The organism is Kitasatospora sp. NPDC057518, from assembly GCF_042802075.1.
Taxonomy (GTDB): Bacteria; Actinomycetota; Actinomycetes; order Streptomycetales; family Streptomycetaceae; genus Kitasatospora.
The window spans coordinates 1-21,999 of record NZ_JBHVEU010000107.1 but is presented as its reverse complement, the minus strand read 5'-3'; the positions used below and the strand labels follow the sequence as shown (position 1 = coordinate 21,999).

General features: G+C 74.8%; 13 protein-coding genes. 11 read left to right on the top strand and 2 right to left on the bottom strand.

Annotated elements, in window-relative coordinates; all coding sequences use genetic code 11:
* Positions 1 to 206: 206 nt before the first annotated feature.
* The gene (gene moeZ, locus ACFU7Z_RS13835) at positions 207 to 1,385 is read left to right on the top strand and encodes an adenylyltransferase/sulfurtransferase MoeZ (RefSeq protein ID WP_049657292.1); all 1,179 of its coding nucleotides are present in this window, start codon (positions 207 to 209) and stop codon (positions 1,383 to 1,385) included.
* A gap of 78 nt (positions 1,386 to 1,463) precedes the next feature.
* Here the strand turns inward: moeZ and ACFU7Z_RS13830 are convergent, their stop codons facing one another.
* Positions 1,464 to 4,202, bottom strand: a complete 2,739-nt coding sequence (locus ACFU7Z_RS13830; protein WP_234348593.1) for a lysylphosphatidylglycerol synthase transmembrane domain-containing protein — start codon at positions 4,200 to 4,202, stop codon at positions 1,464 to 1,466.
* 135 nt (positions 4,203 to 4,337) lie between these two features.
* Here ACFU7Z_RS13830 and ACFU7Z_RS13825 point away from each other — a divergent pair, with 135 nt between their 5' ends.
* From ACFU7Z_RS13825 to ACFU7Z_RS13810, 4 genes are all read left to right on the top strand, one after another.
* Complete coding sequence (locus ACFU7Z_RS13825; RefSeq protein WP_380777646.1) at positions 4,338 to 4,691, top strand: MGMT family protein; 354 nt, start codon at positions 4,338 to 4,340, stop codon at positions 4,689 to 4,691.
* 92 nt (positions 4,692 to 4,783) lie between these two features.
* Positions 4,784 to 8,200 carry an ATP-dependent helicase gene (locus ACFU7Z_RS13820; RefSeq protein ID WP_380777645.1) on the top strand — a complete coding sequence of 1,139 codons (3,417 nt, stop codon included), beginning with the start codon at positions 4,784 to 4,786 and terminating at the stop codon, positions 8,198 to 8,200.
* 32 nt (positions 8,201 to 8,232) lie between these two features.
* Positions 8,233 to 11,466 carry a UvrD-helicase domain-containing protein gene (locus tag ACFU7Z_RS13815; RefSeq protein WP_380777644.1) on the top strand — a complete coding sequence of 1,078 codons (3,234 nt, stop codon included), beginning with the start codon at positions 8,233 to 8,235 and terminating at the stop codon, positions 11,464 to 11,466.
* Between the two features lie 191 nt (positions 11,467 to 11,657).
* A complete protein-coding gene (locus ACFU7Z_RS13810; protein ID WP_380777643.1) occupies positions 11,658 to 12,869 on the top strand; it encodes a PP2C family protein-serine/threonine phosphatase in 1,212 nt (403 codons plus the stop codon).
* A 13-nt stretch (positions 12,870 to 12,882) separates the two neighbouring features.
* On the opposite strand, the gene ACFU7Z_RS13805 is transcribed toward ACFU7Z_RS13810, so the two are convergent.
* On the bottom strand, positions 12,883 to 13,854 hold the full coding sequence (locus ACFU7Z_RS13805; RefSeq protein ID WP_380777642.1) for an endonuclease/exonuclease/phosphatase family protein: 972 nt from the start codon (positions 13,852 to 13,854) through the stop codon (positions 12,883 to 12,885).
* Positions 13,855 to 13,933: 79 nt separating this feature from the next.
* Between ACFU7Z_RS13805 and ACFU7Z_RS13800 the strand changes: the two genes are divergently transcribed.
* The 6 genes from ACFU7Z_RS13800 (at position 13,934) to ACFU7Z_RS13775 (ending at position 21,964) form a co-directional block, all read left to right on the top strand.
* Positions 13,934 to 14,560: a PadR family transcriptional regulator gene (locus ACFU7Z_RS13800; RefSeq protein WP_049656855.1), complete on the top strand. Its 627-nt coding sequence runs from the start codon at positions 13,934 to 13,936 to the stop codon at positions 14,558 to 14,560.
* Between the two features lie 202 nt (positions 14,561 to 14,762).
* Positions 14,763 to 15,500, top strand: coding sequence for an ABC transporter ATP-binding protein (locus ACFU7Z_RS13795; RefSeq protein ID WP_375874192.1), 738 nt, complete (start codon positions 14,763 to 14,765; stop codon positions 15,498 to 15,500).
* The gene (locus tag ACFU7Z_RS13790) at positions 15,497 to 18,364 is read left to right on the top strand and encodes an FtsX-like permease family protein (protein WP_380777641.1); all 2,868 of its coding nucleotides are present in this window, start codon (positions 15,497 to 15,499) and stop codon (positions 18,362 to 18,364) included. The genes ACFU7Z_RS13795 and ACFU7Z_RS13790 overlap by 4 nt, the downstream gene beginning before the upstream one ends.
* A 134-nt stretch (positions 18,365 to 18,498) precedes the next feature.
* Positions 18,499 to 19,902 carry a dipeptidase gene (locus ACFU7Z_RS13785; protein WP_380777640.1) on the top strand — a complete coding sequence of 468 codons (1,404 nt, stop codon included), beginning with the start codon at positions 18,499 to 18,501 and terminating at the stop codon, positions 19,900 to 19,902.
* 70 nt (positions 19,903 to 19,972) lie between these two features.
* Positions 19,973 to 20,914, top strand: a complete 942-nt coding sequence (gene nudC, locus ACFU7Z_RS13780; protein WP_049656848.1) for an NAD(+) diphosphatase — start codon at positions 19,973 to 19,975, stop codon at positions 20,912 to 20,914.
* 210 nt (positions 20,915 to 21,124) lie between these two features.
* Positions 21,125 to 21,964, top strand: coding sequence for a GntR family transcriptional regulator (locus ACFU7Z_RS13775; protein WP_074001394.1), 840 nt, complete (start codon positions 21,125 to 21,127; stop codon positions 21,962 to 21,964).
* Positions 21,965 to 21,999: the final 35 nt, after the last annotated feature.

Below are 21,999 nucleotides of genomic sequence, written 5' to 3'. Positions count from 1 at the left end.
CCCGTTGACCACGGGCCCGGGGCGCCTTCCGGGGGTCCGGCCGCGGGTTCCACGATCCGGTGCCGCCCGTCTCGCCCATCGGACGGGCTGTCTCGGAATACCGGGGGCGCGTGACACTGTTGGCCTAGACAGCCACCCGAGTGGCGGAGCAGCAACCCGCAGCGAGGCTGGCCCTGGCCACCCGAACAAGACCCATCGGAGTCCCCGTGTCGTTGCCACCCCTGGTCGAGCCGGCCGCCGAGCTCACCGTTGACGAGGTCCGCCGGTACTCCCGCCACCTGATCATCCCGGACGTGGGCATGGCGGGGCAGAAGCGGCTGAAGAACGCCAAGGTGCTGTGCGTCGGCGCCGGCGGACTCGGCTCGCCGGCCCTGCTGTACCTGGCCGCCGCCGGTGTCGGCACGCTGGGCATCGTCGAGTTCGACGTGGTCGACGAGTCGAACCTGCAGCGCCAGGTGATCCACGGGCAGTCGGACGTCGGCCGCTCCAAGGCGGAGTCGGCCCGCGACTCGGTCAAGGAGATCAACCCGTACGTCGACGTGGTGCTGCACGAGGAGCGCCTCGACAACTCCAACGTCATGGAGATCTTCGCCGGCTACGACCTGATCGTCGACGGCACCGACAACTTCGCCACCCGCTACCTGGTGAACGACGCCGCGGTGCTGCTGGGCAAGCCGTACGTGTGGGGCTCGATCTACCGCTTCGACGGCCAGGCCAGCGTGTTCTGGGCCGAGCACGGCCCCTGCTACCGCTGCCTGTACCCGGAGGCCCCGCCGCCGGGCATGGTCCCCTCCTGCGCCGAGGGCGGCGTGCTGGGCGTGCTGTGCGCGTCCATCGGCTCGATCCAGGTCAACGAGGCGATCAAGCTGCTGGCCGGCATCGGCGAGCCGCTGCTCGGCCGGCTGATGATCTACGACGCCCTGGAGATGAACTACCGCCAGGTGAAGGTCCGCAAGGACCCGAACTGCGCCGTCTGCGGTGAGAACCCGACGGTCACCGAGCTGATCGACTACGAGGCCTTCTGCGGCGTCGTGTCGGAGGAGGCGCAGGCCGCCGCCGCCGGTTCGACCATCACCTCGCAGCAGCTCAAGCAGTGGCAGGACGACAAGGAGGACATCTACCTCATCGACGTCCGCGAGCCCGGCGAGTACGAGATCGTCAACATCCCCGGCGCGGTGCTGATCCCGAAGAACGAGTTCCTGATGGGCGACGCGCTGGAGAAGCTGCCGCAGGACCGGAAGATCGTGCTGCACTGCAAGTCGGGCGTGCGCTCGGCCGAGGTGCTGGCCGTGGTCAAGGCCGCGGGCTTCGGCAACGCCGTCCACCTGGGCGGCGGCGTGCTCGGCTGGGTGAACCAGATCGAGCCGCACAAGCCGGTCTACTAGGACGCGCACGGGGAAGGGCCCGCCGCGCCTTGGATTCCCAAGGTGACCGGCGGGCCCTTCCACGTGTCCGGGGGCGGCTCAGAGCGCGTTCCTGCGCTGGAGCACGTTGTAGGAGATCCAGCCCGGCAGCACCGGTAGCCAGAAGGTGAGCGCCCGGTAGAGGAAGACCGCCGGGGTGGCGACCGCGGGGGAGACGTCCGCGACGGTCAGGGCGCCGATCAGGGCGACCTCGACCGGGCCGATGCCGCCGGGGGTGGGGATCGCCGAGCCGGCCGCGTTGGCGGTCAGGAAGACCACCGCGACGGCCGAGAAGCTGACGTCGCCGCCGAAGGCCTGCACCGAGAAGTCCAGGCAGGCGGTGAAGGAGAGGGTCAGCAGCAGGATGCCGCCGAAGCCGGTGACCAGCTTGCTGGGCGTCTGCATCAGGTCGAGCATCCGCGGCACCACGCCGAAGAACAGCGAGCGCAGCCGGCCCAGCACGAACCGGCGCAGCGGCGCGACGGCGGCCACCACCAGGGCGAGCACGGCGGCGGTCAGCACGCCGATGATCACCGCGCGGGAGGCGGAGAGGTCCCCGTTGGTCTGGCTGCCGGTGATCAGGCCGAAGCTGAACAGCAGCAGCAGGTGCCCGGCCAGGCCGGCCAGCTGGGAGGCGCCGACCGAGGCCACCGCCTGGCCGGAGCGGATGCCGGCCTTCTGCAGGTAGCGGGTGTTGAGCGCGATGCCGCCGATCGCGGCCGGGGCGACCAGCTTGACGAAGGAGCCGGCCAGCTGGGCGGCGACGGTGCGCCGGAACGGCAGCTTCTCGGGCACGAAGCCGGTCAGGCTCATCGCGGCGGCGACGTAGCTGAAGGCGGCGGCGAGCAGGGCGGCCGCGGCCCAGGCCCAGTTCATCTGGGAGAGCTTCAGCTGGGCCGGCTTGATGGTGGTCAGGGCCAGGTAGGCGGCGAAGGTGAGCGCGATCACCATGATCAGGCTCTTCGGCTTCAGCCGTTCCAGCTTGGCCGGGGCCATCGGGGCCTCGGGGGCGATCTGGAGGATCTGGCCGCGGATGCGGCTCAGCAGGTCCTCGCCGGCCGCCGCGATGTCCTCCTCGGCCTGCTCCTGGGTGCGCTCGCCGGCCGCGACCTGCTCCAGCGCCCTGGCCCGGGCGGCGGCCTTGCGCTCCTTGGTGAGCTTGGCGAGGTCGACCCGGGTGGAGCGGCTCATCCCGACCGGCTGGAGCAGCGGCAGCGCCTGCGCCACCCGCTCGGCGCCGAGCACCGCGTTGGCGGTGGCGACGGCGCGCTCCGGGCCGATCCGCAGGGCGAAGGTGGTGAGCAGCTGGGCGACGTCGATCCGCAGGGTCAGGTCGGTGGCGGCGATGTCGCCGCCGGAGAGGTTGACCAGGCAGCCGGTCCGCCCGTCCACCACCAGCAGGGACTCGCCGGTGAGCCGGCGGTGGGCGATCCGGCGCTCGTGCAGGGCGGTCACCGACTGCCAGATCGAGGCCATCACCGGGTCGGTGACCTCCTCGTCGGCCAGCTCGTCCAGGGTGCGGCCCTCGACGTTCTCGTAGACCAGGATCGCGGCGTCCGGGCCGAGCTCGGAGGTGGCGACCAGCTGCGGCGCGCGGGCGCCCGAGGCGGCCGCCGCGTACGCGATCAGGGCCTCCTGCTCCAGCGCCTGGCGCAGCGACTGGGGGCTGCGGCGCACCGCCACCGAGCGCAGCCGCAGGCGCCGCCAGGCCCGGTAGAAGAAGCCGGAGGCCTGCTGCTCGCGGTCGATGATGTGCACGTCCAGCGGGGGGCCGCCCTGCTGGGTGACCTGGTAGCGGCGGGTGCCGCCGGGGGCGTCGGGGGCGCGCATGGCACCGGCCGGGGTGAAGCCGACCTTGCGCAGGCCGATCATCAGGTGCTGGCCGGTGGGCCGGATGTTGGGCGAGCCGATCGCGTACAGCGTGCCGTACGCGACGGACCAGCCGGTCAGCACGGTGAGCAGCAGCGACAGCGGGGTGGTGTAGCCGCCGAGCAGCTCGGTGACCCCGCTGAAGACCACCACCACCCACAGGGCGACCCGCCAGCGCGGTCTGCTCGACATGCCGACGGCGGTCATGTAGGCGATCACCGGGGCGAGGTAGCCGTGCACCGGGTCGGTGAGGGTGCCGGTGCTGTCCAGCGGCAGCTGGGTCAGCGCGTCCCGGATGTGGTCGGAGGCGCCTTCGGCCACCCACCAGTCGATGCCGAGCGAGACGCCGTACGCCAGCACCGAGGCGAGCACGCCGTCGGCGACCCGCAGGCCGTCGCGTTTGATCAGCCGCTCGACCGCGAAGGCCAGCGGCACGGCGAGCACCGCGACGCTGGAGAGCAGGCCGGTGATGGTGGAGAACACCGCGGAGAAGTGCGGTGCGTTGGAGGCGATGTCCTGCTCGATGCCGGTGGTGGTCGAGGTGGCGATGCCGGCCAGCACGAAGACGGCGACGATGCCGAGGACGCCGGCCAGGAAGCGGATCAGGTCGGACGGGCGGTGCGCGCGGGCGGCGAGCAGCGGCTCGTCGACGTCCAGGTGCGGGGCCTCGTCCGGCGGCTCGGGCTCCCCGGGCGGGGCGGCGGGGGCCGCGGGCGCCGGGGCGCCGGTGGTCTCGGCCGGGGGCGGGCCGGGCTGCTCGGGGGTCTTCGCGGGTGCGGGGGTCTTGATCGTCCGGTCCTTGATCAGGGAGACTTCCGGCGTCGGCCCGGGTTCGGGCCGGCCCTCGCCCCCGCTCCCGGGCGCCGACGGCACGGCGGCAGCGGACTCGTCGGAGTCCTTGTCCACGCCCACGTCAGCCGTCCCGGTCATCTGGTCTTGTCCTCGTATCACCACTCACCGCCCCGGAAGATGGTGGCATGCCCCGGCGCCCCGTGCGGGACAGGGGGCGGATCGGGCGCGGCGGATCGTACGGACGGGGCCGCGGGCGCGCCCCCGTAGGGAAGAATGCCGCAGGTGACGGACGCAACACACGACGGCCCTCCGGACGCCCTGCCGCCGTTCGCCGAACTGGTGCTCGACCTGACCGAGCGGATTCCACCCGGCCGGGTGATGACCTACGGCGACGTCGCCGAGTACCTCGGCCAGGGCGGCCCCCGACAGGTCGGCCGGGTGATGGCCCTGTACGGCGGCCCGGTGCCCTGGTGGCGGGTCGTCCGCGCGGACGGCCGGCTGCTGTCCGGGCACGAGCACCGTGCCCTCGACCACTACGGCGAGGAGGGCACCCCGCTGCGCGAACTCGCCGACCCGCCCCGGGTCGACCTCAAGCGGGCCCGCTGGGACGGTCGGCCGATTCCCTAGGGGGGCTTGACCGACGGCCGCCGCACGGACCGGACTGACAGCGCGGGACCGTAGGCTCGATGCGGGCGGGTCCGACGCGGGCCCGCCCCGCCATGCCCCCTGTTCGACCCCAGGACCCGTTCGTGACCTCCCCGTACCGGCTCGTGCGCAGCCCGCTCGTCCAGCCCGACCCACCCGTGCTGGACGCCTACCAGCGCGCCGTGGTCGAGCACCCCGGCGGGCCGCTGCTGGTGCTGGCCGGGCCGGGCACCGGCAAGACCACCACCCTGGTCGAGGCGGTCGCCCGGCGGATCGAGGACGGCACCGACCCCGAGCGGATCCTCGTCCTCACCTTCAGCCGCAAGGCCGCGACGGAACTGCGCGACCGGATGTCCGGACGGCTCGGCGGCACCGCCGCCGCCCCCCAGGCCACCACCTTCCACTCCTACTGCTACGCCCTGCTGCGCGCCCACCAGGACCCGGAGGACTACGCCGAGCCGCTGCGGCTGCTCTCCGGCCCCGAACAGGACGTCATGGTCCGCGAACTGCTGGCCGGCGGCGCCGAGGACGCCAAGCTCGGCCTCGGCCGGATCGCCTGGCCGCTGGACCTGCGGGCCTGCCTGACCACCCGCGGCTTCGCCGACGAGGTCCGCGCCGTCCTCGCCCGCAGCCGCGAACTCGGCCTCGGCGAGGCCGAACTCGAGCGCTTCGCCCAGGGCGTCCAGCGCCCCGACTGGGCCGCCGCCGCGCACTTCCTCGCCGACTACCTCGACGTGCTCGACCTGCGCGGCGTCCTCGACTACGCCGAACTCGTCCACCGCGCCGTGCTGCTCGCCGAGCGCCCCGACGTCGCCGAGCAGCTGCGGCGGCGCTACGACGTCGTCTTCGTCGACGAGTACCAGGACACCGACCCCTCCCAGGTCCGGCTGCTGCGCCGGCTCGCCGGCGGCGGACGCGACCTCGTCGCGGTCGGCGACCCGGACCAGTCGATCTACGCCTTCCGCGGCGCCGACATCAACGGCATCCTCGACTTCCCGCAGACCTTCCGACAGGCCGACGGCAGCCCCGCCGAGGTCAAGGTGCTGCGGGTCTCCCGCCGCTCCGGCGCCCTGCTGCTCGCCGCCTCCCGGGAGGTCGCCCGCCGGATGCCGATGGGCCGGCTTCCCGCCGACAAGCTCGCCCAGCACCGCGCCCTGCTGCCCTCCCGCGAAGGCGGCAGGGTCGAGGTCTACACCTACCCGACCCCCGGCGCCGAACTCGACTCGATCGCCGACCTGCTGCGCCGCGCCCACCTGGAGGACGGCGTGCCCTGGGGCGAGATGGCCGTGCTCGTCCGGGCCGGCGCCCGCTCCATCCCCGGCGTACGGCGGGCCCTCGGCGCGGCCGGTGTCCCGCTGGAGATCGACGGCGACGACCTGCCGCTGCGCGAGGAGCCGGCCGTCGCCCAGCTGCTGCTCGCCCTGCGGGTCTGCGCCGAACAGGCCGCCCGCGACAAGCAGGGCGACCCGGACGCCCCCGACCCGCTCACCACCGACCTGGCGCACGCCCTGCTCACCGGCCCGCTCGGCGGCCTCGACGGCTCCGACCTGCGCCGCCTCGGCCGCGCCCTGCGCGAGGAGGAACGCGCCGCGCTGCGCGCCGAGGCCAGGGCCCGCCTCCGGACCCCCGAGGGCGGGGCGGACGACGGGAGCGTGCCGCTGGACCCCGGCCCCGGCCCCGCCGCCGCCCCCCGCCCGGCCGGCGAACTGATCCGCGAGGCCCTCGCCGAACCCGAGCGCCTCGTCGCCCTCGACCCCGCGCACGCCCGCCGCGCCCGCGACCTCGGCACCCTGCTGCGCAAGGTCCGCGAACTGCTGGCCGGCGGCTGCACCGCCGAGGAGGCGCTCTGGGAGCTGTGGGACGGCAGCCGCCGCTGGCGCGAGCGACTGGAACGGGCCGCCCTGCGCGGCGGCGCGGCCGGCCGCAACGCCGACCGCGACCTGGACGCGCTCTGCGCCCTGTTCGAGACCGCCGCCCGCGCCGAGGAACAGGTCACCGGCCACCGCAGCGCCCTCGACCTGCTCGCCGAACTCGAAGCCCAGGACATCGCCGCCGACACCCTCACCGTCCGGACCGTGCGCCCCGAGGCGGTGCGGCTGATGACCGCCCACCGCTCCAAGGGCCTGGAGTGGCGCCTGGTCGTGGTGGCCGGCGTCCAGGACGGCCTCTGGCCCGACCTGCGCCGCCGCGGCTCCCTGCTGGAGGCCGACCGGATCGGCCGCGACGGCCTCGCCGAACCGCTCTCCCCGGGCGCGCTGCTCGGCGAGGAGCGCCGGCTCTTCTACGTCGCCGCGACCCGCGCCAAGGAACGGCTGATCGTCACCGCCGTCAAGGCCCCCGCCGACGACGGCGACGAACCGTCCCGCTTCCTGCGCGAGCTCTACCGCGAGGACGTCGACCCCAGGACCGGCAGGGTCGTCCGCCGCACCCCGCCGGTCACCGTCGAGGACGTCACCCACCGGCCGCGCCGCCCGCTGTCCGTCGCCGCGCTGGTCGCCGAACTGCGCGCCGTCACCGTCGACCCCGCCCGCTCGCCCGAACTGCGCCGCGCCGCCGCCGAACGCCTCGCCACCCTCGCCGCCGCCACCGACGAGGAGGGGCAGCCGCTGGTCCCCGCCGCCCGCCCCGAACGCTGGTGGGGCCTGGACGACCCGACCGCCGCCGCCGAGCCGCTGCGCAGCGCCGACGTACCCGTCCGGCTGTCCGGCAGCGGGCTGGAACAGCTGGAGAGCTGCTCCCTGCAGTGGTTCCTGGACAAGGAGGTCAAGGCGCGCGGCGCCGGCTCGGCCGCCCAGGGCTTCGGCAACGTGGTGCACGCCCTCGCCGACGAGGTCGGCTCCGGCCGCACCCCCGCCGACCTCGCCGTGCTCATGGAGCGGCTGGACACCGTCTGGGACGCGCTGGCCTTCGACGCGCCCTGGAAGTCCCAGCAGGAGAAGACCGAGGCCCGCGCCGCCCTGGAGCGCTTCCTCAACTGGCACGTCCTGGAGCGCGGCCGGGACCTCGTCGCCACCGAGCACGGCTTCGACGTCACCCTCGACGTCGGCGGCGTCTCGGTGCGCATCCGCGGCTCGATGGACCGGGTGGAGAAGGACTCCGCCGGGCGCGCCTACGTGGTCGACTTCAAGACCGGCAAGCAGATACCCACCGACAGGTCGCTGCCCGAGCACAAGCAGCTCGCCGTCTACCAGCTCGCCGTCCGGGCCGGCGCCCTCAACGAGCTGCCCGGCTTCCCCGGGCACCCGCCGGACACCGGCGGCGCCGAACTCGTCCACCTGCGCGAGCCCGCCGCCAAGGCCGCCCAGGACACCCCCAAGGTGCAGCACCAGGAGCCGCCGCAGGGCGAGCCCTGGATCGAGAACCTGCTCGCCGAGGCGGCCGGGAAGGTCCTCGCCGAGCGCTTCGTCCCGCAGACCGGCGGCGGCTGCGACCGCTGCACCTTCCGCCGCAGCTGCTCCGCCCAGCGCGACGGGGCGCAGCTCGTGGAGTGAATCCTGTCCGACGCTCCGGTTACGGTTGCGGGGTGACCGCCGTGCTCAGCCATCCCGACCAGCTCAAGGAGCTGCTCGGCATCCCGTTCAACCGGGAGCAGATGGCGGCCGTCGCAGCCCCCCTGGAGCCGGCCGTGATCGTCGCCGGCGCGGGCTCCGGCAAGACCACGGTGATGGCCGCCCGGGTGGTCTGGCTGGTCGGCTCCGGCGCCGTGCGGCCCGAGGAGGTGCTCGGCCTCACCTTCACCAACAAGGCCGCCGGCGAGCTCTCCGAGCGGGTGCGCGCCTCCCTCCTGCGGGCCGGGGTCGTCGACCGGGACGGCGCCGAGCCGCTCGGAGACCCGGAGATCTCCACCTACCACGCCTTCGCCGGCCGCCTGCTCAAGGAGCACGGCCTGCGGATCGGCATCGAGCCGGACGTCCGGCTGCTCGCCGACGCCACCCGCTTCCAGCTCGCCGCCAAGGTGCTGCGCACCGCCCGCGGCCCGTTCCCCGCCCTCACCGGCACCTTCGCCAACCTGGTCGCCGACCTGACCGCACTGGACGGCGAGCTCGCCGAGCACCTGGTCGAGCCGCAGACCCTGCGCGAGTTCGACGAGCGGCTGCTGGACACCCTCGCCACCGTCAAGCTCACCAACGACGACCTGCGGGCCGTCCCGGCCACCGCCCGGGCCCGGCTGGAGCTGCTGCGCCTCGTCGAGGACTACCGGCGCCGCAAGCGCTCCGCCGGGCTGATGGACTTCGGCGACCAGATCGCCGCCGCCGCCCGCCTCGCCCAGCAGCGCCCGGAGGTCGGCGAGCTGCTGCGCGGCCAGTTCAAGGTGGTGCTGCTGGACGAGTACCAGGACACCTCGGTCGCCCAGCGGCTGATGCTCGCCGGCCTGTTCGGCGCCCCCTCCGACGGCGCCGGCACCGGCAGCGGCCACCCGGTGACCGCCGTCGGCGACCCCTGCCAGGCGATCTACGGCTGGCGCGGCGCCTCGGTGGCCAACCTCGACGAGTTCCCCCGGCACTTCCCGAAGGCCGACGGCCGCCCCGCCGACCGCTACGCGCTCAGCGAGAACCGCCGCAGCGGCGGCCGCCTGCTCGACTTCGCCAACGAACTCGCCGCCCCGCTGCGGGAGATGCACGAGGGCGTGGAGGCGCTGCGCCCGGCCCCCGGCGCCGAGCGGGACGGCTACGTGCGCGCGGCGCTGCTGCCCACCCACGCCGAGGAGGTCGACTGGCTGGCCGACTCGATCGCCCACCTGGTGCGCACCGGCACCGCGCCCGGCCGGATCGCCGTGCTGTGCCGCGGCGGCGCGGCCTTCCCGGACATCCACGCCGCGCTGGTCGCCCGGGAGGTGCCGGTCGAGGTGGTCGGCCTCGGCGGGCTGCTGCAGCTGCCCGAGGTGGCCGACCTGGTGGCGGTCTGCGAGGTGCTGCAGGACCCGACCGCCAACGCCGCGCTGGTGCGCCTGCTGATCGGCCCGCGCTGGCGGATCGGCCCGCGCGACCTCGCCCTGCTCGGCCGCCGGGCCGCCGACCTGGTGCGCACCGACCACCCCGAGGGCGTCGAGGCGCTGGCCGCGGCCGTCGCCGAGGCCGACCCGACCGAGGTGGTCTCGCTGGCCGACGCGGTGGAGACCTTCCTCGACGCCTCGGCCGGCGACGAGGGGAAGCCCGACGACCTGCCGTTCTCCGCCGAGGCGCGGGTGCGCTTCGCCCGGCTCGCCGCCGAGCTGCGCGACCTGCGCCGCTCGCTCGCCGACCCGCTGATGGACGTGCTGCACCGGGTGCTGTCCGTCACCGGCCTGGAGGTCGAACTCGCCGCCTCCCCGCAGGCCCTGGCCGCCCGGCGGCGGGAGACCCTGCACGCCTTCCTGGACGTCGCCGCCTCCTTCGCCGACCTCGACGGCGACCCGGGCCTCGCCGCCTTCCTCGGCTTCCTGCGCGCCGCCCAGGAGTACGAGCGCGGCCTGGACAGCAGCCTGCCCGGCGGCGAGGACACCGTGAAGGTGCTCACCGCGCACAAGTCCAAGGGCCTGGAGTGGGACGTGGTCGCCGTCCCCGGCCTGGTACGGGGCGCGTTCCCGTCGTCCAGCCCGCGCGAACGCTGGACGAGCACCAAGCGCGTGCTCCCGCACGCCCTGCGCGGCGACGCCGAAACGCTGCCCGACGTGCGCGGCGGGTGGAACGGGAAGTCGATGACGGCCTTCAAGAAGGAGCTGGCCGAGCACTCCGCCGTCGAGGAACTGCGCCTGGGCTACGTGGCGTTCACCCGCCCCCGGTCGCTGCTGCTGGCCTCCGGGCACTGGTGGGGGCCGAGCCAGAAGACCGTCCGCGGCCCGTCCGACTTCCTGGAGCGGCTGCGCGAGCACTGCGAGCGGCCCGGCGCCGGCGAGGTCGAGCACTGGGCCGAGCAGCCGGAGAAGGGCGCCGAGAACCCGGCGCTGGCCTCCCCGGTCGAGCGCCCCTGGCCGCTGCCGCTGGACCCGGCCGCCCAGCACGCCCGCCGCCGGGTCGCCGAGGTGGTGCGCGCGCGGGTGGCGGGCGCGGCGGCCCCCGAGGCCGAGGAGCTGACCTCCGAGGACCAGCGCCAGGTCGCCTCCTGGGACCGCGATCTGACCGCGCTGCTGGGCGAGTTGGAGCGCTCCCGGCGCACCGCGCGGGACGTGCCGCTGCCCGCCTCGCTGTCCGCCACCCAGCTGCTGCGCCTCGCCGCCGACCCGGACGGCTTCGCGCACGAGCTGGCCCGTCCGATGCCGCGCCCCCCGCAGCCGGCGGCCCGGCGCGGCACCCGCTTCCACGCCTGGGTGCAGTCCCGGATCGAGCCGCTGCTGCTGGTCGAGCCCGGCGCGCTGCCCGGCGCCGACGACGACGGCATCGAGGACGAGCAGGACCTGGAGCGGCTCAAGGAGGCGTTCCTGCGCACCCCGTACGCGCAGCGCAAGCCCCACCGGGTGGAGGCGCCGTTCCAGCTGGTGCTGGCGGGACGGGTGGTGCGGGGACGGATCGACGCGGTCTACCGGGAAGATGACGCGTTGTCGGAATCCGGTGGTGCGTCACGCTACGAAGTGGTGGACTGGAAGACCCACCGGGAGGAGACCGCCGACCCGTTGCAGCTCGCGGTCTACCGGCTGGCCTGGGCCGAGCACGCGGGCGTCGATCCCGAGCAGGTCACGGCTTCCTTCCTGTACGTCCGCAGCGGACGGATCGTCCGTCCCGCAGGACTTCCCGACCGAAAAGAGTTGGAACGGCTCCTGATCGGGAACAGTGACTATTGAGTCACACAGAGCATCCAAGTCATCACGCCAGTGCCCGAAACCTGTGCGTCATGCACGTTTCGCGCCTATTGTGGGGTCGGTAACCGGTCAACCCCCGTGCTCCGGCCGCCAGCGAGGCCCGTATTCCCTGACCCTCAGTCATCACCGCAGGTGCCCTCGGGCATCGGCGTCTTCTGCTGGAGAGACCGAAGTTGAGCGCGACCGGATGGATCAGAGAGCGGTTCACCGGGCCGACACCGGGGCCCGCTCCGCGCGCGACCGGCACCTGGCCGAGGACGGCGCTGGCGCTGCCGTTCATCGGCATGGTGCTGATCGTCGCCCTCGACTACCTCAGCGGCACCGAGGTGACGGTCGAACCGGCCCTCACCGCCGTACCCGCGCTGGCCGCCGTGGTCAGCCGCCGAACCTGGTACCCGCTCGCCATCGGTCTGGGCACCGAGGCGGCGGCCTTCCTGATGGCCTTCCGCAGCGACACGCTCGGCGAGTCCGTGCACGCCGCCAGCGTCTTCGCGATCCTGCTCGTCGCCGCGATCGGCTGGGTCAGCGCCACCCTGAGACTGCGCCAGGAACAGGCGTTGGCCGACGCCCAGCTGGTCGCCTCGATCGCCCGCCGGGTGCTGCTGCGGCCCGTCCCCGAACGGGTCGGCACCGTCCGGGCGGCCGTCCACTACGAGGCCGCCGCCGCGCACGCCCGGATCGGCGGCGACCTCTACGAGGTGGTCAACACCCGGCACGGGGTGCGGGCCGTGGTCGGGGACGTCCGCGGCAAGGGCCTCGGCGCGGTGGAGACGGCCGCCGCCGTGCTCGGCGCCTTCCGCGAGGCCGCCCACCAGGAGGCCGCCCTGGACCGGGTGGCCGGCTGGCTGGCCGTCAGCCTCGACCGCGCCCTGCACGAGAACGACCACCCGGGCGTGGAGGAGGAGTTCGTCACCCTGGTGCTGATCGGCGTCCGCCCCGACGGCGCCGCGGAGATCGTCAACTGCGGCCACCCGGCCCCGCTGCTGCTGCGCGGCGGCGAGGTCAGCCCGCTCGAACTCGCCGAGACCGTACCGCCGCTGGGCGTCCTCGACCCGGCCGACGTCCGCCCGCCGGTGCACCGGCTGCTGCTCCAGGGCGAGGACCGGGTGCTGCTGTTCACCGACGGAGTGATCGAGGCCCGCGACCGCGCCGGCGTCTTCTACCCGCTCGCCGAACGCCTCCCGCGCTGCGCCGCCGGCCGCCCGGCCGACGTCCTGCAGCGCCTGCACGAGGACGTGGTGCGCCACGTCGGGCGCCAGCTCGGCGACGACGCGGCCATGCTGCTGCTCCAGTTCGACCCGCCGCCCGCGCTCGGGCCCGGAGCGCCCCAGGGCGCGGCCACCGTCCACCTCCCGCAGCAGGCCGGGGTCCTGGCGCGCCACTGAGGACCCAGAGGACCTACAGGGACACCTCGACCAGCAGCGGGCGGTGGTCCGACACCACCGCGCGCGGCGCCGCTGCCGGGCCGACCGCCGTCCGCGGCACACCGATCGCCAGCACGTGGTCGAACTGCACCGCGGGCCGGTGCGAGGGGTAGGTCGGCGTGCGCGCCAGGTCGTACCAGCCCTGCAGGCGCGGCCGCGGCTCGCGCACCCGGCGCCGGCGCGGCTCGGCCAGCGCGGGCCGGGCCCGCCGGGCCGCCCGCAGCTCGCGCACCCGCGCCCGCGGCGCGGTGCGCTCCAGCGCCGTCGCCCGGCCGAGCACCGTCCGCGGCACGGCGCCGACCAGGTTGAAGTCGCCCAGCACCAGGTACGGCCGGGGCAGGTCGGCGATCCAGCGCCGGATACCGGCCAGCTGCGCCATGTTCCAGCCGGGGACGAAGGACAGGTGCGCCGCCACCACGGTGAACGGCCCGTGCTCGCCCTCCAGGACGGCCGCCAGCGCCGCCCGCGGCTCGTCCGGCACCGGGGTCAGCCCGCGCCGCCCGGCCACCCGCAGCGGCAGCCCGAACGGGGCCGGGGCGAACCGGCGGGCCCGCCAGTGCCGCACCGGAAGCCTCGTCAGCAGCGCCGTCCCGTACGAGGGCGCGGCGCCGTCGCCGACCTCGTCCGGCCCGTACACCCGCAGGCCGACCGGACCGGACGGCTCCGGCACCCAGCCCGCCACCGGCGCCGGGCGGCCGTGCAGCGCGGCGGCGAAGCGCCAGTCCTTGGCGCCCATCGCCGCGGCGGCCACCGCCGCCTGGTCGGTGAGGCCGGAGCGCGCCTGGTGGCGGTCCACCTCCTGGAGCGCCAGCACGTCGGCGTCCAGCGCGGCCACCGCCTCGGCCAACGGCCCGCCGGGGTCGGACGGGTAGGGCCGCGGCGCGCCGTCCGGGGCGAGCGGCTGTCCGTGCAACAGATTGAAGGTGGCGATGCGCAACTGGCTCACACCGCACGACGGTACCCGGTCCCCGGGGGAGGGGGGCCCGGCTTGAGGCGGTAGGGCATACCGGGTATACATACTCGGTATGTCCATCCGTCACGGTCTGCTCGCCCTGCTCGACCAGGGCCCGCGCTACGGCTACCAGCTGCGCACCGAGTTCGAGGCGCGCACCGGCGCCACCTGGCCGCTCAACGTCGGGCAGGTCTACACCACGCTGTCGCGACTGGAGCGCGACGGGCTGGTCGAGCCCGCGGGGGAGGACGGCGAGGGCCACCAGTTCTACGCCGCCACCGACGCCGGCCGGGAGGAGCTGCGGTCCTGGTTCGACACCCCGGTGCCCCGGACCAACCCCCCGCGCGACGAACTGGCGATCAAGCTCGCCATGGCGGTCACCGTCCCCGGAGTGGACGTCTCCGCCGTCGTCCAGGGCCAGCGCCGGCACAGCATCAAGGCGCTCCAGGACTACACCCGGCTCAAGGGCCGCGCCCTCGCCGGCGAGAAGCGCCCCGGCGTGGTGCCCTCCGCCAGCAACGACCTCGCCTGGCTGCTCGTCCTCGACCAGCTGATCTTCCAGACCGAAGCGGAGATCCGCTGGCTCGACCACTGCGAGACCCGGCTCGCCCAGCAGGCCGAGCTCCTGCAGGCCCGCACCGCCGAGGCCGCCCGCGACGACGGCGCGCCCGCGAAACGCGGCCGCCGCCTGCGGGCCTGAGCCCACCGCCCGAGCGCACCGCCCGAGCGCATCGCCCGAGTCCACCGCTCGAGCCCACCGCTCGAGCCCACCGCCTGAGCCCACCGCCTGAGTCCGCGCGCGTGAGTCCGCGCGCCACCCGAACCACCAGGCTCGGCCCGACTCCGAGCCCACACCCAGCACAAGGGGGGAATTCGTGTCCCACACCCAAGAGGCCCGGCAGATGCCGGTGCTCCACCTGGAGAACGTCACCCGGGTCCACGGCCACGGCGCCGCCGAGGTCCAGGCCCTGCGCGGCGTCGACCTCAAGGTCCACCCCGGCGAGTTCGTCGCCGTCATGGGCCCCTCCGGGTCCGGCAAGTCGACCCTGCTCACCCTGGCCGGCGGCCTGGACACCCCGAGCGGCGGCCAGGTCCTGGTCGAGGGCGTCGCCCTCGGCGGCCTCAACCGCAAGAAGCTCGCCCAGGTCCGCCGCCGCTCCGTCGGCTACGTCTTCCAGGACTACAACCTGATCCCGGCGCTCACCGCCGCCGAGAACATCTCGCTGCCGCGCGAACTCGACGGGCTGTCCACCCGCGCCGCCCGCCGCGAGGCCCTCGTCGCCCTGGAGGAGCTCGGCATCCCCGAGCTCGCCGACCGGTTCCCCGACGACATGTCCGGCGGCCAGCAGCAGCGCGTCGCCATCGCCCGCGCCCTGATCGGCGACCGCCGCCTCGTCCTCGCCGACGAGCCCACCGGCGCCCTCGACTCCACCACCGGCGAAGCCGTGCTCGCCGTCCTGCGCGCCCGCTGCGACGCCGGCGCCGCCGCCATGATGGTCACCCACGAGGCCCGGCACGCCGCCTGGGCCGACCGGGTCGTCTTCCTGCGCGACGGCCGGATGGTCGACGAGTCCGTCAGCCAGGACGCCGCCAGCCTGCTCGTCACCGCCGCCGGCAACAGCCTGAAGGTGGACGAGTGAAGCTCAGCGCCTGGCGGGTCGCCCTGCGCATAGCCCGCCGCGACGCCCTGCGCGCCAAGGGCCGCAGCGCCCTCGTCATCGCCATGGTCGCCCTGCCCGTCCTCGGCGTCACCGGCGCCGACGTCGTCTTCCGCAGCGCCGAGCTCACGCCCACCGAACAGGTGGCGCGGCTCATCGGCCAGGCCGCCGGCGAGCTGAGCGTGGTCCAAGCCGGCTCCACCGTCAAGCAGGCGCCGGACCCCGACAAGGGCTTCACCGTCAAGGACCCCAAGGACGACGCCAAGGAGGGCGAAGCCCCCGCGTACACCCCCGTCCAGCGGCGCTCCCTGGACACCGCCCCCGCCGAGCTGGCCCGCCAGCTGCTCCCGGCCGGCGCCGTCCTGGTGCCGGAGCTCTCGGGCCCGTACACCGCCGCGAGCAGCGCCCAGGGCCTGCTCAGCACCCGGGTCGGCGAGGCCGACCTGACCGACCCGGTCTGGCGGGGCCGGGTGAACCTGGTCCAGGGCCGCGCCCCGGCCGCCGACACCGAGGCCGCCGTCACCACGGACTTCCTCAAGCGCTCCGGTCTCAAGGTCGGCGACAAGACCGCCGTCCGCGGCCTGGAGTCCGCCCCCTTCACCATCAGCGGTGTCTACGAGTACCCCGGTGAGCTGCGGGCCACCGAACTGACCGCCCGCCCCGGCACCCTGCTGGAGCGGCTCGCCAAGGCCACCAGGACGGACAACGCCCGCGAGGCCGGCACCGAGACCTCCCGCTGGCTCGTCAAGCTCCCGGCCGGGGCCGCGCTCGACTGGAACAAGGTCAAGGAGGTCAACGAGTACGGCTTCACCGTGACCTCCCGCGCCGTCCTGCTCGACCCGCCGGCCCGCGCCGAGGTCCCCTACTACGTCGAGCAGAAGTCGCGCGGCGGCGAGGAGACCTCCTACCTCAACCGGACCGACGTCGTCATCCTCGCCACCGTCGTCGGCATGGCCCTGCTGGAGATCGTCCTCCTCGCGGGCCCCGCCTTCGCCGTCGGCGCACGGCGCTCGCGGCGGCAGCTCGGGCTGCTGGCCGCGGCCGGCGGTGAACGCGCCAACGTCCGCTCGGTCGTGCTCGGCGGCGGCATCGTCCTCGGCGTCACCGGCGCCCTGGTCGGCCTCGGCCTGGGCGTCGGCCTGGTCGCCCTGCTGCGCACCAGCGCCGAGGACTACTCCGGCAAGCGCTTCGGCCACTTCAACCTGCAGCCGCTCGACCTGCTCGGCATCCTCCTGGTCGGTCTCGTCACCGGCCTGCTGGCCGCCGTCGTGCCCGCCGTCCAGGCCTCCCGCCAGGACGTCGTCGCCGCGCTGACCGGCCGCGACACGCTCAAGCCGCCGAGCCGCAAGCTCGCCGTCCTCGGTCTGCTGATGCTCGGCGGCGGCGCCGCCCTCGCCCTGTTCGGCGCGACCAGCGGCATCGGCAACCGCAGCGTCGCCGTCCTCGGCGGCTCGGTCGTCGCGGAGCTCGGCATGGTCGTCCTGACGCCCTACCTGGTCGGGCTCTTCGGCCGGCTCGGCCGCTGGCTCTCGCTCGGCCCCCGGCTCGCCCTGCGCGACTCGGTGCGCCACCGCGGCCGCACCGCGCCCGCCGTGGCCGCCGTGATGGCCGCCGTCGCCGGCTCCGTCGCGGTCAGCGTCTACATGGCCAGCTACGAGGAGCAGAACCGGCGCGACTACGTCGCCTCCGGGCCCTCCAAGGCCGTGATGCTCGGCAGCGGCTGGATGACCGACGCCGACAGCAAGCTGCTGCCGCAGGCGCGCGAGGCCGTCGAACGCAGCATCCCCGACCTCGGCCAGCGCGCCGACGTCCAGCGCGTCGAGCCCAAGGGCAACTGCCCCGACGGCAGCTTCTGCGGCTACATCAGGGTCGAGGTGCCCAAGGCGGACCGCTGCCCCGCCCTCGACCCGACCAACGAGCTCGACCCCGCGGAGCACTACCGGATCATGGGGACGGACCCGCGCTGCAAGTCGGACAACCGCCGCAGCACCCCGTACACCGCGCTGGTCGCCGGCGACGCCACCCTGCTGCGCAACCTCTACGGCGTCACCGACCAGGGGGCCGGCCAGGCCCTCGCGGCCGGCAAGGCCGTGGTCTTCGACCCCCGGTACCTCAAGGACGGCAAGCTCGCCCTCCAGTACACCCTGCCGGTCCACCCCGATTCGAGCGGCAACTCCCGGGAGAAGCCGGTCACCACCGAGATCGCCGTGGACGCCGTCCTCGTCGACTCCTCGGTGCCGGCCCCGGGCCAGGCCGTGGTCAGCCCGGCCACCGCGGCCCGGCTCGGCTTCGCCACCGCTCCGGCCGGCTCGGTCTGGCTGCCCGCCGCGATGCCCTCCGACGGCGCCCAGCAGAAGGCCGACGGCGCGATGGCCAAGCTCACCGACCACACGATGCTCAAGATCGAACGCGGCTACGAGTCCCGGGCCGGACTGGTCCAGCTCGGCCTGAACGTCTTCGCCGCGATCGTCGCCCTCGGCGCGGCCGGCATCGCCACCGGACTGGCCGCCGCCGACTCCCAGCGCGACCTGACCACCCTCGCGGCGGTCGGCGCCGAACCCCGCATCCGGCGCTCGCTGTCCGGCTTCCAGTGCGGGGTGATCGCCGCCATGGGCGCCCTGCTCGGCGCGGTCTGCGGCGTGGTGCCGGGGGTGGCGCTGCGCAAGGTCGAGGCCGCGACGGGCGGCTACCCCGGGATGAGCGCCGCCGAGCTGGCCAACAAGGCGATCGTGGTCTTCCCGTGGCCCACCATCGCCGCCACCGTGGTGCTGCTGCCGCTGCTCGCGGCCGGCCTGGCCGCCGTGATGACCCGCTCGCGGATCACCCTGCTGCGCCGCTCGGGCTGAGCCCGGCGCACCCGTCCGTCACCCCCGTCGCGCACCCCTGTCGCGGCGGGGGTGACGCATGTTACAGAGCCGGGAACGCCCGGCAGCCGGACGGCCGGGGCGGGCACCCGCACGGGCGAACTACAGTCGTCGGTATGACGAGAACCCCGGACAGCGTCGTCCGCTCCTACATCGACCAGCACCAGGCCGCGTTCCTCGCCGACCTCTCCGAGTGGCTGGCCATCCCCTCCGTCTCCGCCGACCCGGCCCGGGCCGGCGAGGTGCGGCGCTCGGCCGAGTGGCTGGCCGCCAAGCTGGGGGAGACCGGCTTCCCGGTCGCCGAGGTGTGGGAGACCGACGGACTGCCGGCGGTGTTCGCCGAGTGGCCCTCCGGGGACCCGTCCGCGCCGACCGTCCTGGTCTACGGGCACCACGACGTGCAGCCCGCGGCCCGGGAGGACGGCTGGGACACCGAGCCGTTCACCCCGACCGTGGTCGACGGCCGGCTGTACGCGCGCGGCGCCGCCGACGACAAGGGCCAGGTGTTCTTCCACACCCTGGGGGTGCGCGCCCACCTGGCCGCCACCGGCCGCACCGCGCCGGCCGTCAACCTCAAGCTGCTGATCGAGGGCGAGGAGGAGTCCGGCTCGCCGAACTTCGCCGACCTGGTCCGGCGCGAGGCCGGGCGGCTGGCCGCCGACGTGGTCGTCATCTCGGACACCGGCATGTGGTCCGCGACCACGCCGACCGTCTGCACCGGCATGCGCGGCCTGGCCGACGCCCAGATCGACCTGTACGGGCCGGACACCGACATCCACTCCGGCTCCTTCGGCGGGGCCGTCCCCAACCCGGCCCAGGTCGCGGCCGAGCTGGCCGCCGCCCTGCACGACGCCGACCGCAGGGTCGCGATCCCGGGCTTCTACGACGGCGTCGTCGAGCTGACCGGGACCGAGCGCGAGCTGTTCGCCGAGCTGCCCTTCGACGAGGAGCAGTGGCTGCGGGTCGCCAAGTCGTACGGCACCCGCGGCGAGGCCGGCTACTCCACCCTGGAGCGGATCTGGGCCCGCCCGACCGCCGAGGTCAACGGCATCTGGGGCGGCTACACCGGCCCCGGCGGCAAGACCATCGTCCCCGCCTCGGCGCACCTCAAGCTGTCCTTCCGGCTGGTCGCCGGGCAGGAGGTGGAGCAGGTCCGCGAGGCGGTGCGGGACTGGGTGGCCGGGCGGGTGCCCGAGGGCGTCCGGTACGAGCTGGTCTTCCCCGGCGCGACCCGGCCCTGCCTGACCCCGCTGGACCACCCGGCGCTCCAGTCCACCGTCCGGGCGATGGGGCGGGCCTTCGAGCAGAAGATCCTCTTCACCCGCGAGGGCGGCTCCGGCCCGGCCGCCGACCTCCAGGACGCGCTGGGCGCGCCGGTGCTGTTCCTCGGCATCTCGGTGCCCTCGGACGGCTGGCACTCGGTCAACGAGAAGGTCGAGCTGGACCTGCTGGCCAAGGGCGTGGAGACGGCCGCGTACCTCTGGGGCGACCTGGCCGAGAACTTCCGGCCGGGGGCATGACGCCCACCGCGCGCACCATGGCAGCCAGATCACTCATCCGGATGATTCACCACGTGGGGATGGAACAGACGTGAGCACCGTGCCTGAGACCGAGCGCCCGTTGCCCCTGGCCCTGGCCCGGTCCGGGGTGGACCGGGCGGCCGAGCACCGCCTCGACGAGCCCTGGCTGGCGGCCGCCTGGAGCCACCCGAACACCCGGGTCCTGCCGATCGCCGGCGGCGAGGCGTTCGTGGTCGACACCGCGCAGGGCACCGAACTCGTGCTGATGCCCTCCTTCGAGGCCCCGCAGACCGGCGACCGGTACTTCCTCGGCACCGACCAGGACGGCGTCTCGTACTTCGCGCTGGCCGGCGAGAGCCTGCCCGGGCGGCTGGACGGCGACGCCCGGCCGGCCGGGCTGCGCGAGGTCGGCGGGCTGCTGTCCGACCGGGACGCCGGGCTGCTGGTGCACGCCGTGGCGCTGGAGCACTGGCACCGGCTGCACAGCTTCTGCTCGCGCTGCGGGCACCCGACCGAGAAGGCCGGCGCCGGGCACGTGCGGCGCTGCACCTCCTGCGCGGCCGAGCACTACCCGCGCACCGACCCGGCGGTGATCATGGTGATCACCGACGAGCAGGACCGCTGCCTGCTCGGCCGCCAGGCGCTGTGGCCGGAGGGCCGCTGGTCGACGCTGGCCGGCTTCGTCGAGCCGGGGGAGTCGATCGAGCAGGCGGTGGCCCGCGAGGTGCACGAGGAGGCGGGCGTCAAGGTCGGCGAGGTGCGCTACGTGGCCAGCCAGCCCTGGCCGTTCCCGTCCAGCCTGATGCTCGGCTTCCTGGGCCGGGCGCTGCCCGGCGGCACCGAGATCACCGTGGACGGCGAGGAGCTGGCCGAGGCGCGCTGGTTCTCCCGCGAGGAGCTGCGCGCCGGGATGGAGGCGGGCGAGATCCTGCCGCCGTCCGGCATCTCGATCGCCCGGCACCTGGTCGAGCTCTGGTACGGGGAGCCGCTGCCCTCGGCGGCGCGCTGGTAATCCAGGACGAAAGGGGGGCGCGTGGTCAATTCCATGCGCCCCCCTTTTTCTCTCCAACCCCTTCCCGAATTCACCACGACCAGCTGTTCGTATCCGGACGGGCCAGTTCTGCTACCGGGAGGGGTCGGCGCGGGGGCGCATTCAACCCGCTCGGACGATATTGCCGGAAACGGCTGATACCGGCTCACCGCGCTCGCTACATTCACGAGGGTGACAATCCCCCGGGGCACCGCCCAATCCCCCAAATACCAGCGCCTCGCCGCCGACCTGCGCCGCCGGATCGCCGAGGGCGAGTTCACCGCCGACGCCGCCCTGCCGGTCGAGAGCGAACTGGAGCGCCAGTACGGCGTCGCCCGCAACACCGTCCGGCTCGCCGTCGACGTCCTGGTCAACGAGGGCCGCCTGGTCCGCCTCCAGGGCAAGGGCACGTACCTGCGCGAACACCCCGTCCTGGACCACCGCGCCTACGGTCCCGGCCTGACCCCCGCGCCGCGCGACTGCCTCGCCGCGCCCTCCGACGTCTACCTCGGCGAGGCCGCCGAAGCCGGGCGGGAACTCGGCACCGACTTCGAGATGATGATCGTCCGGGCCCGGGTGGACATCGCCGAACGGCTCGGGCTGCGCCCCGGCGAGGCCATCGTGGTCCGCCGCCAGCTGCGGCTGCTCGACCGCGAGCCGTACTCCATCGAGGAGAGCCACTACCGGGCCGGCCTCGCCGCCGGCACCCCGCTGATGGAGCCCGACCCCGTCGAGGGCGGCGACGAGGCGGTGCTCGCCACCCTCGGACGCACCGAGATCGGCGCGGTGGACCACCTGGTCGCGCGGATGCCGGGCCCCGAGGAGGCCCAGTGGTTCCAGGGCGGCCCCGGCGTGCCGCTGATGGTGCAGACCCGCGTCACGTACGACCGGCGCGGGCCGGTGCGGGTCATCGAGACCCGCTACTCGGCCGACCGCAGCCGGCTCGTCTACGGCGTGGGCGACCTCGGCGCCCGCACCACCCTGCCCGCGCCCGCCGCGCCCGTCGACCCGGCCCGGGCCGACGCGCCGTGACGCGGGCCGGCCCCGGCGGCCCGGGCCCGCGGCTG

Bases quoted from the DNA above. Each gene is read 5' to 3' on its own strand.
- ACFU7Z_RS13820 (WP_380777645.1), top strand. From the start codon at position 4,784: ATGCCCCCTGTTCGACCCCAGGACCCGTTCGTGACCTCCCCGTACCGG.
- ACFU7Z_RS13795 (WP_375874192.1), top strand. From the start codon at position 14,763: ATGCCGGTGCTCCACCTGGAGAACGTCACCCGGGTCCACGGCCACGGC.
- ACFU7Z_RS13800 (WP_049656855.1), top strand. From the start codon at position 13,934: ATGTCCATCCGTCACGGTCTGCTCGCCCTGCTCGACCAGGGCCCGCGC.
- ACFU7Z_RS13825 (WP_380777646.1), top strand. From the start codon at position 4,338: ATGCCGCAGGTGACGGACGCAACACACGACGGCCCTCCGGACGCCCTG.
- ACFU7Z_RS13785 (WP_380777640.1), top strand. From the start codon at position 18,499: ATGACGAGAACCCCGGACAGCGTCGTCCGCTCCTACATCGACCAGCAC.
- ACFU7Z_RS13830 (WP_234348593.1), bottom strand. From the start codon at position 4,202: ATGACCGGGACGGCTGACGTGGGCGTGGACAAGGACTCCGACGAGTCC.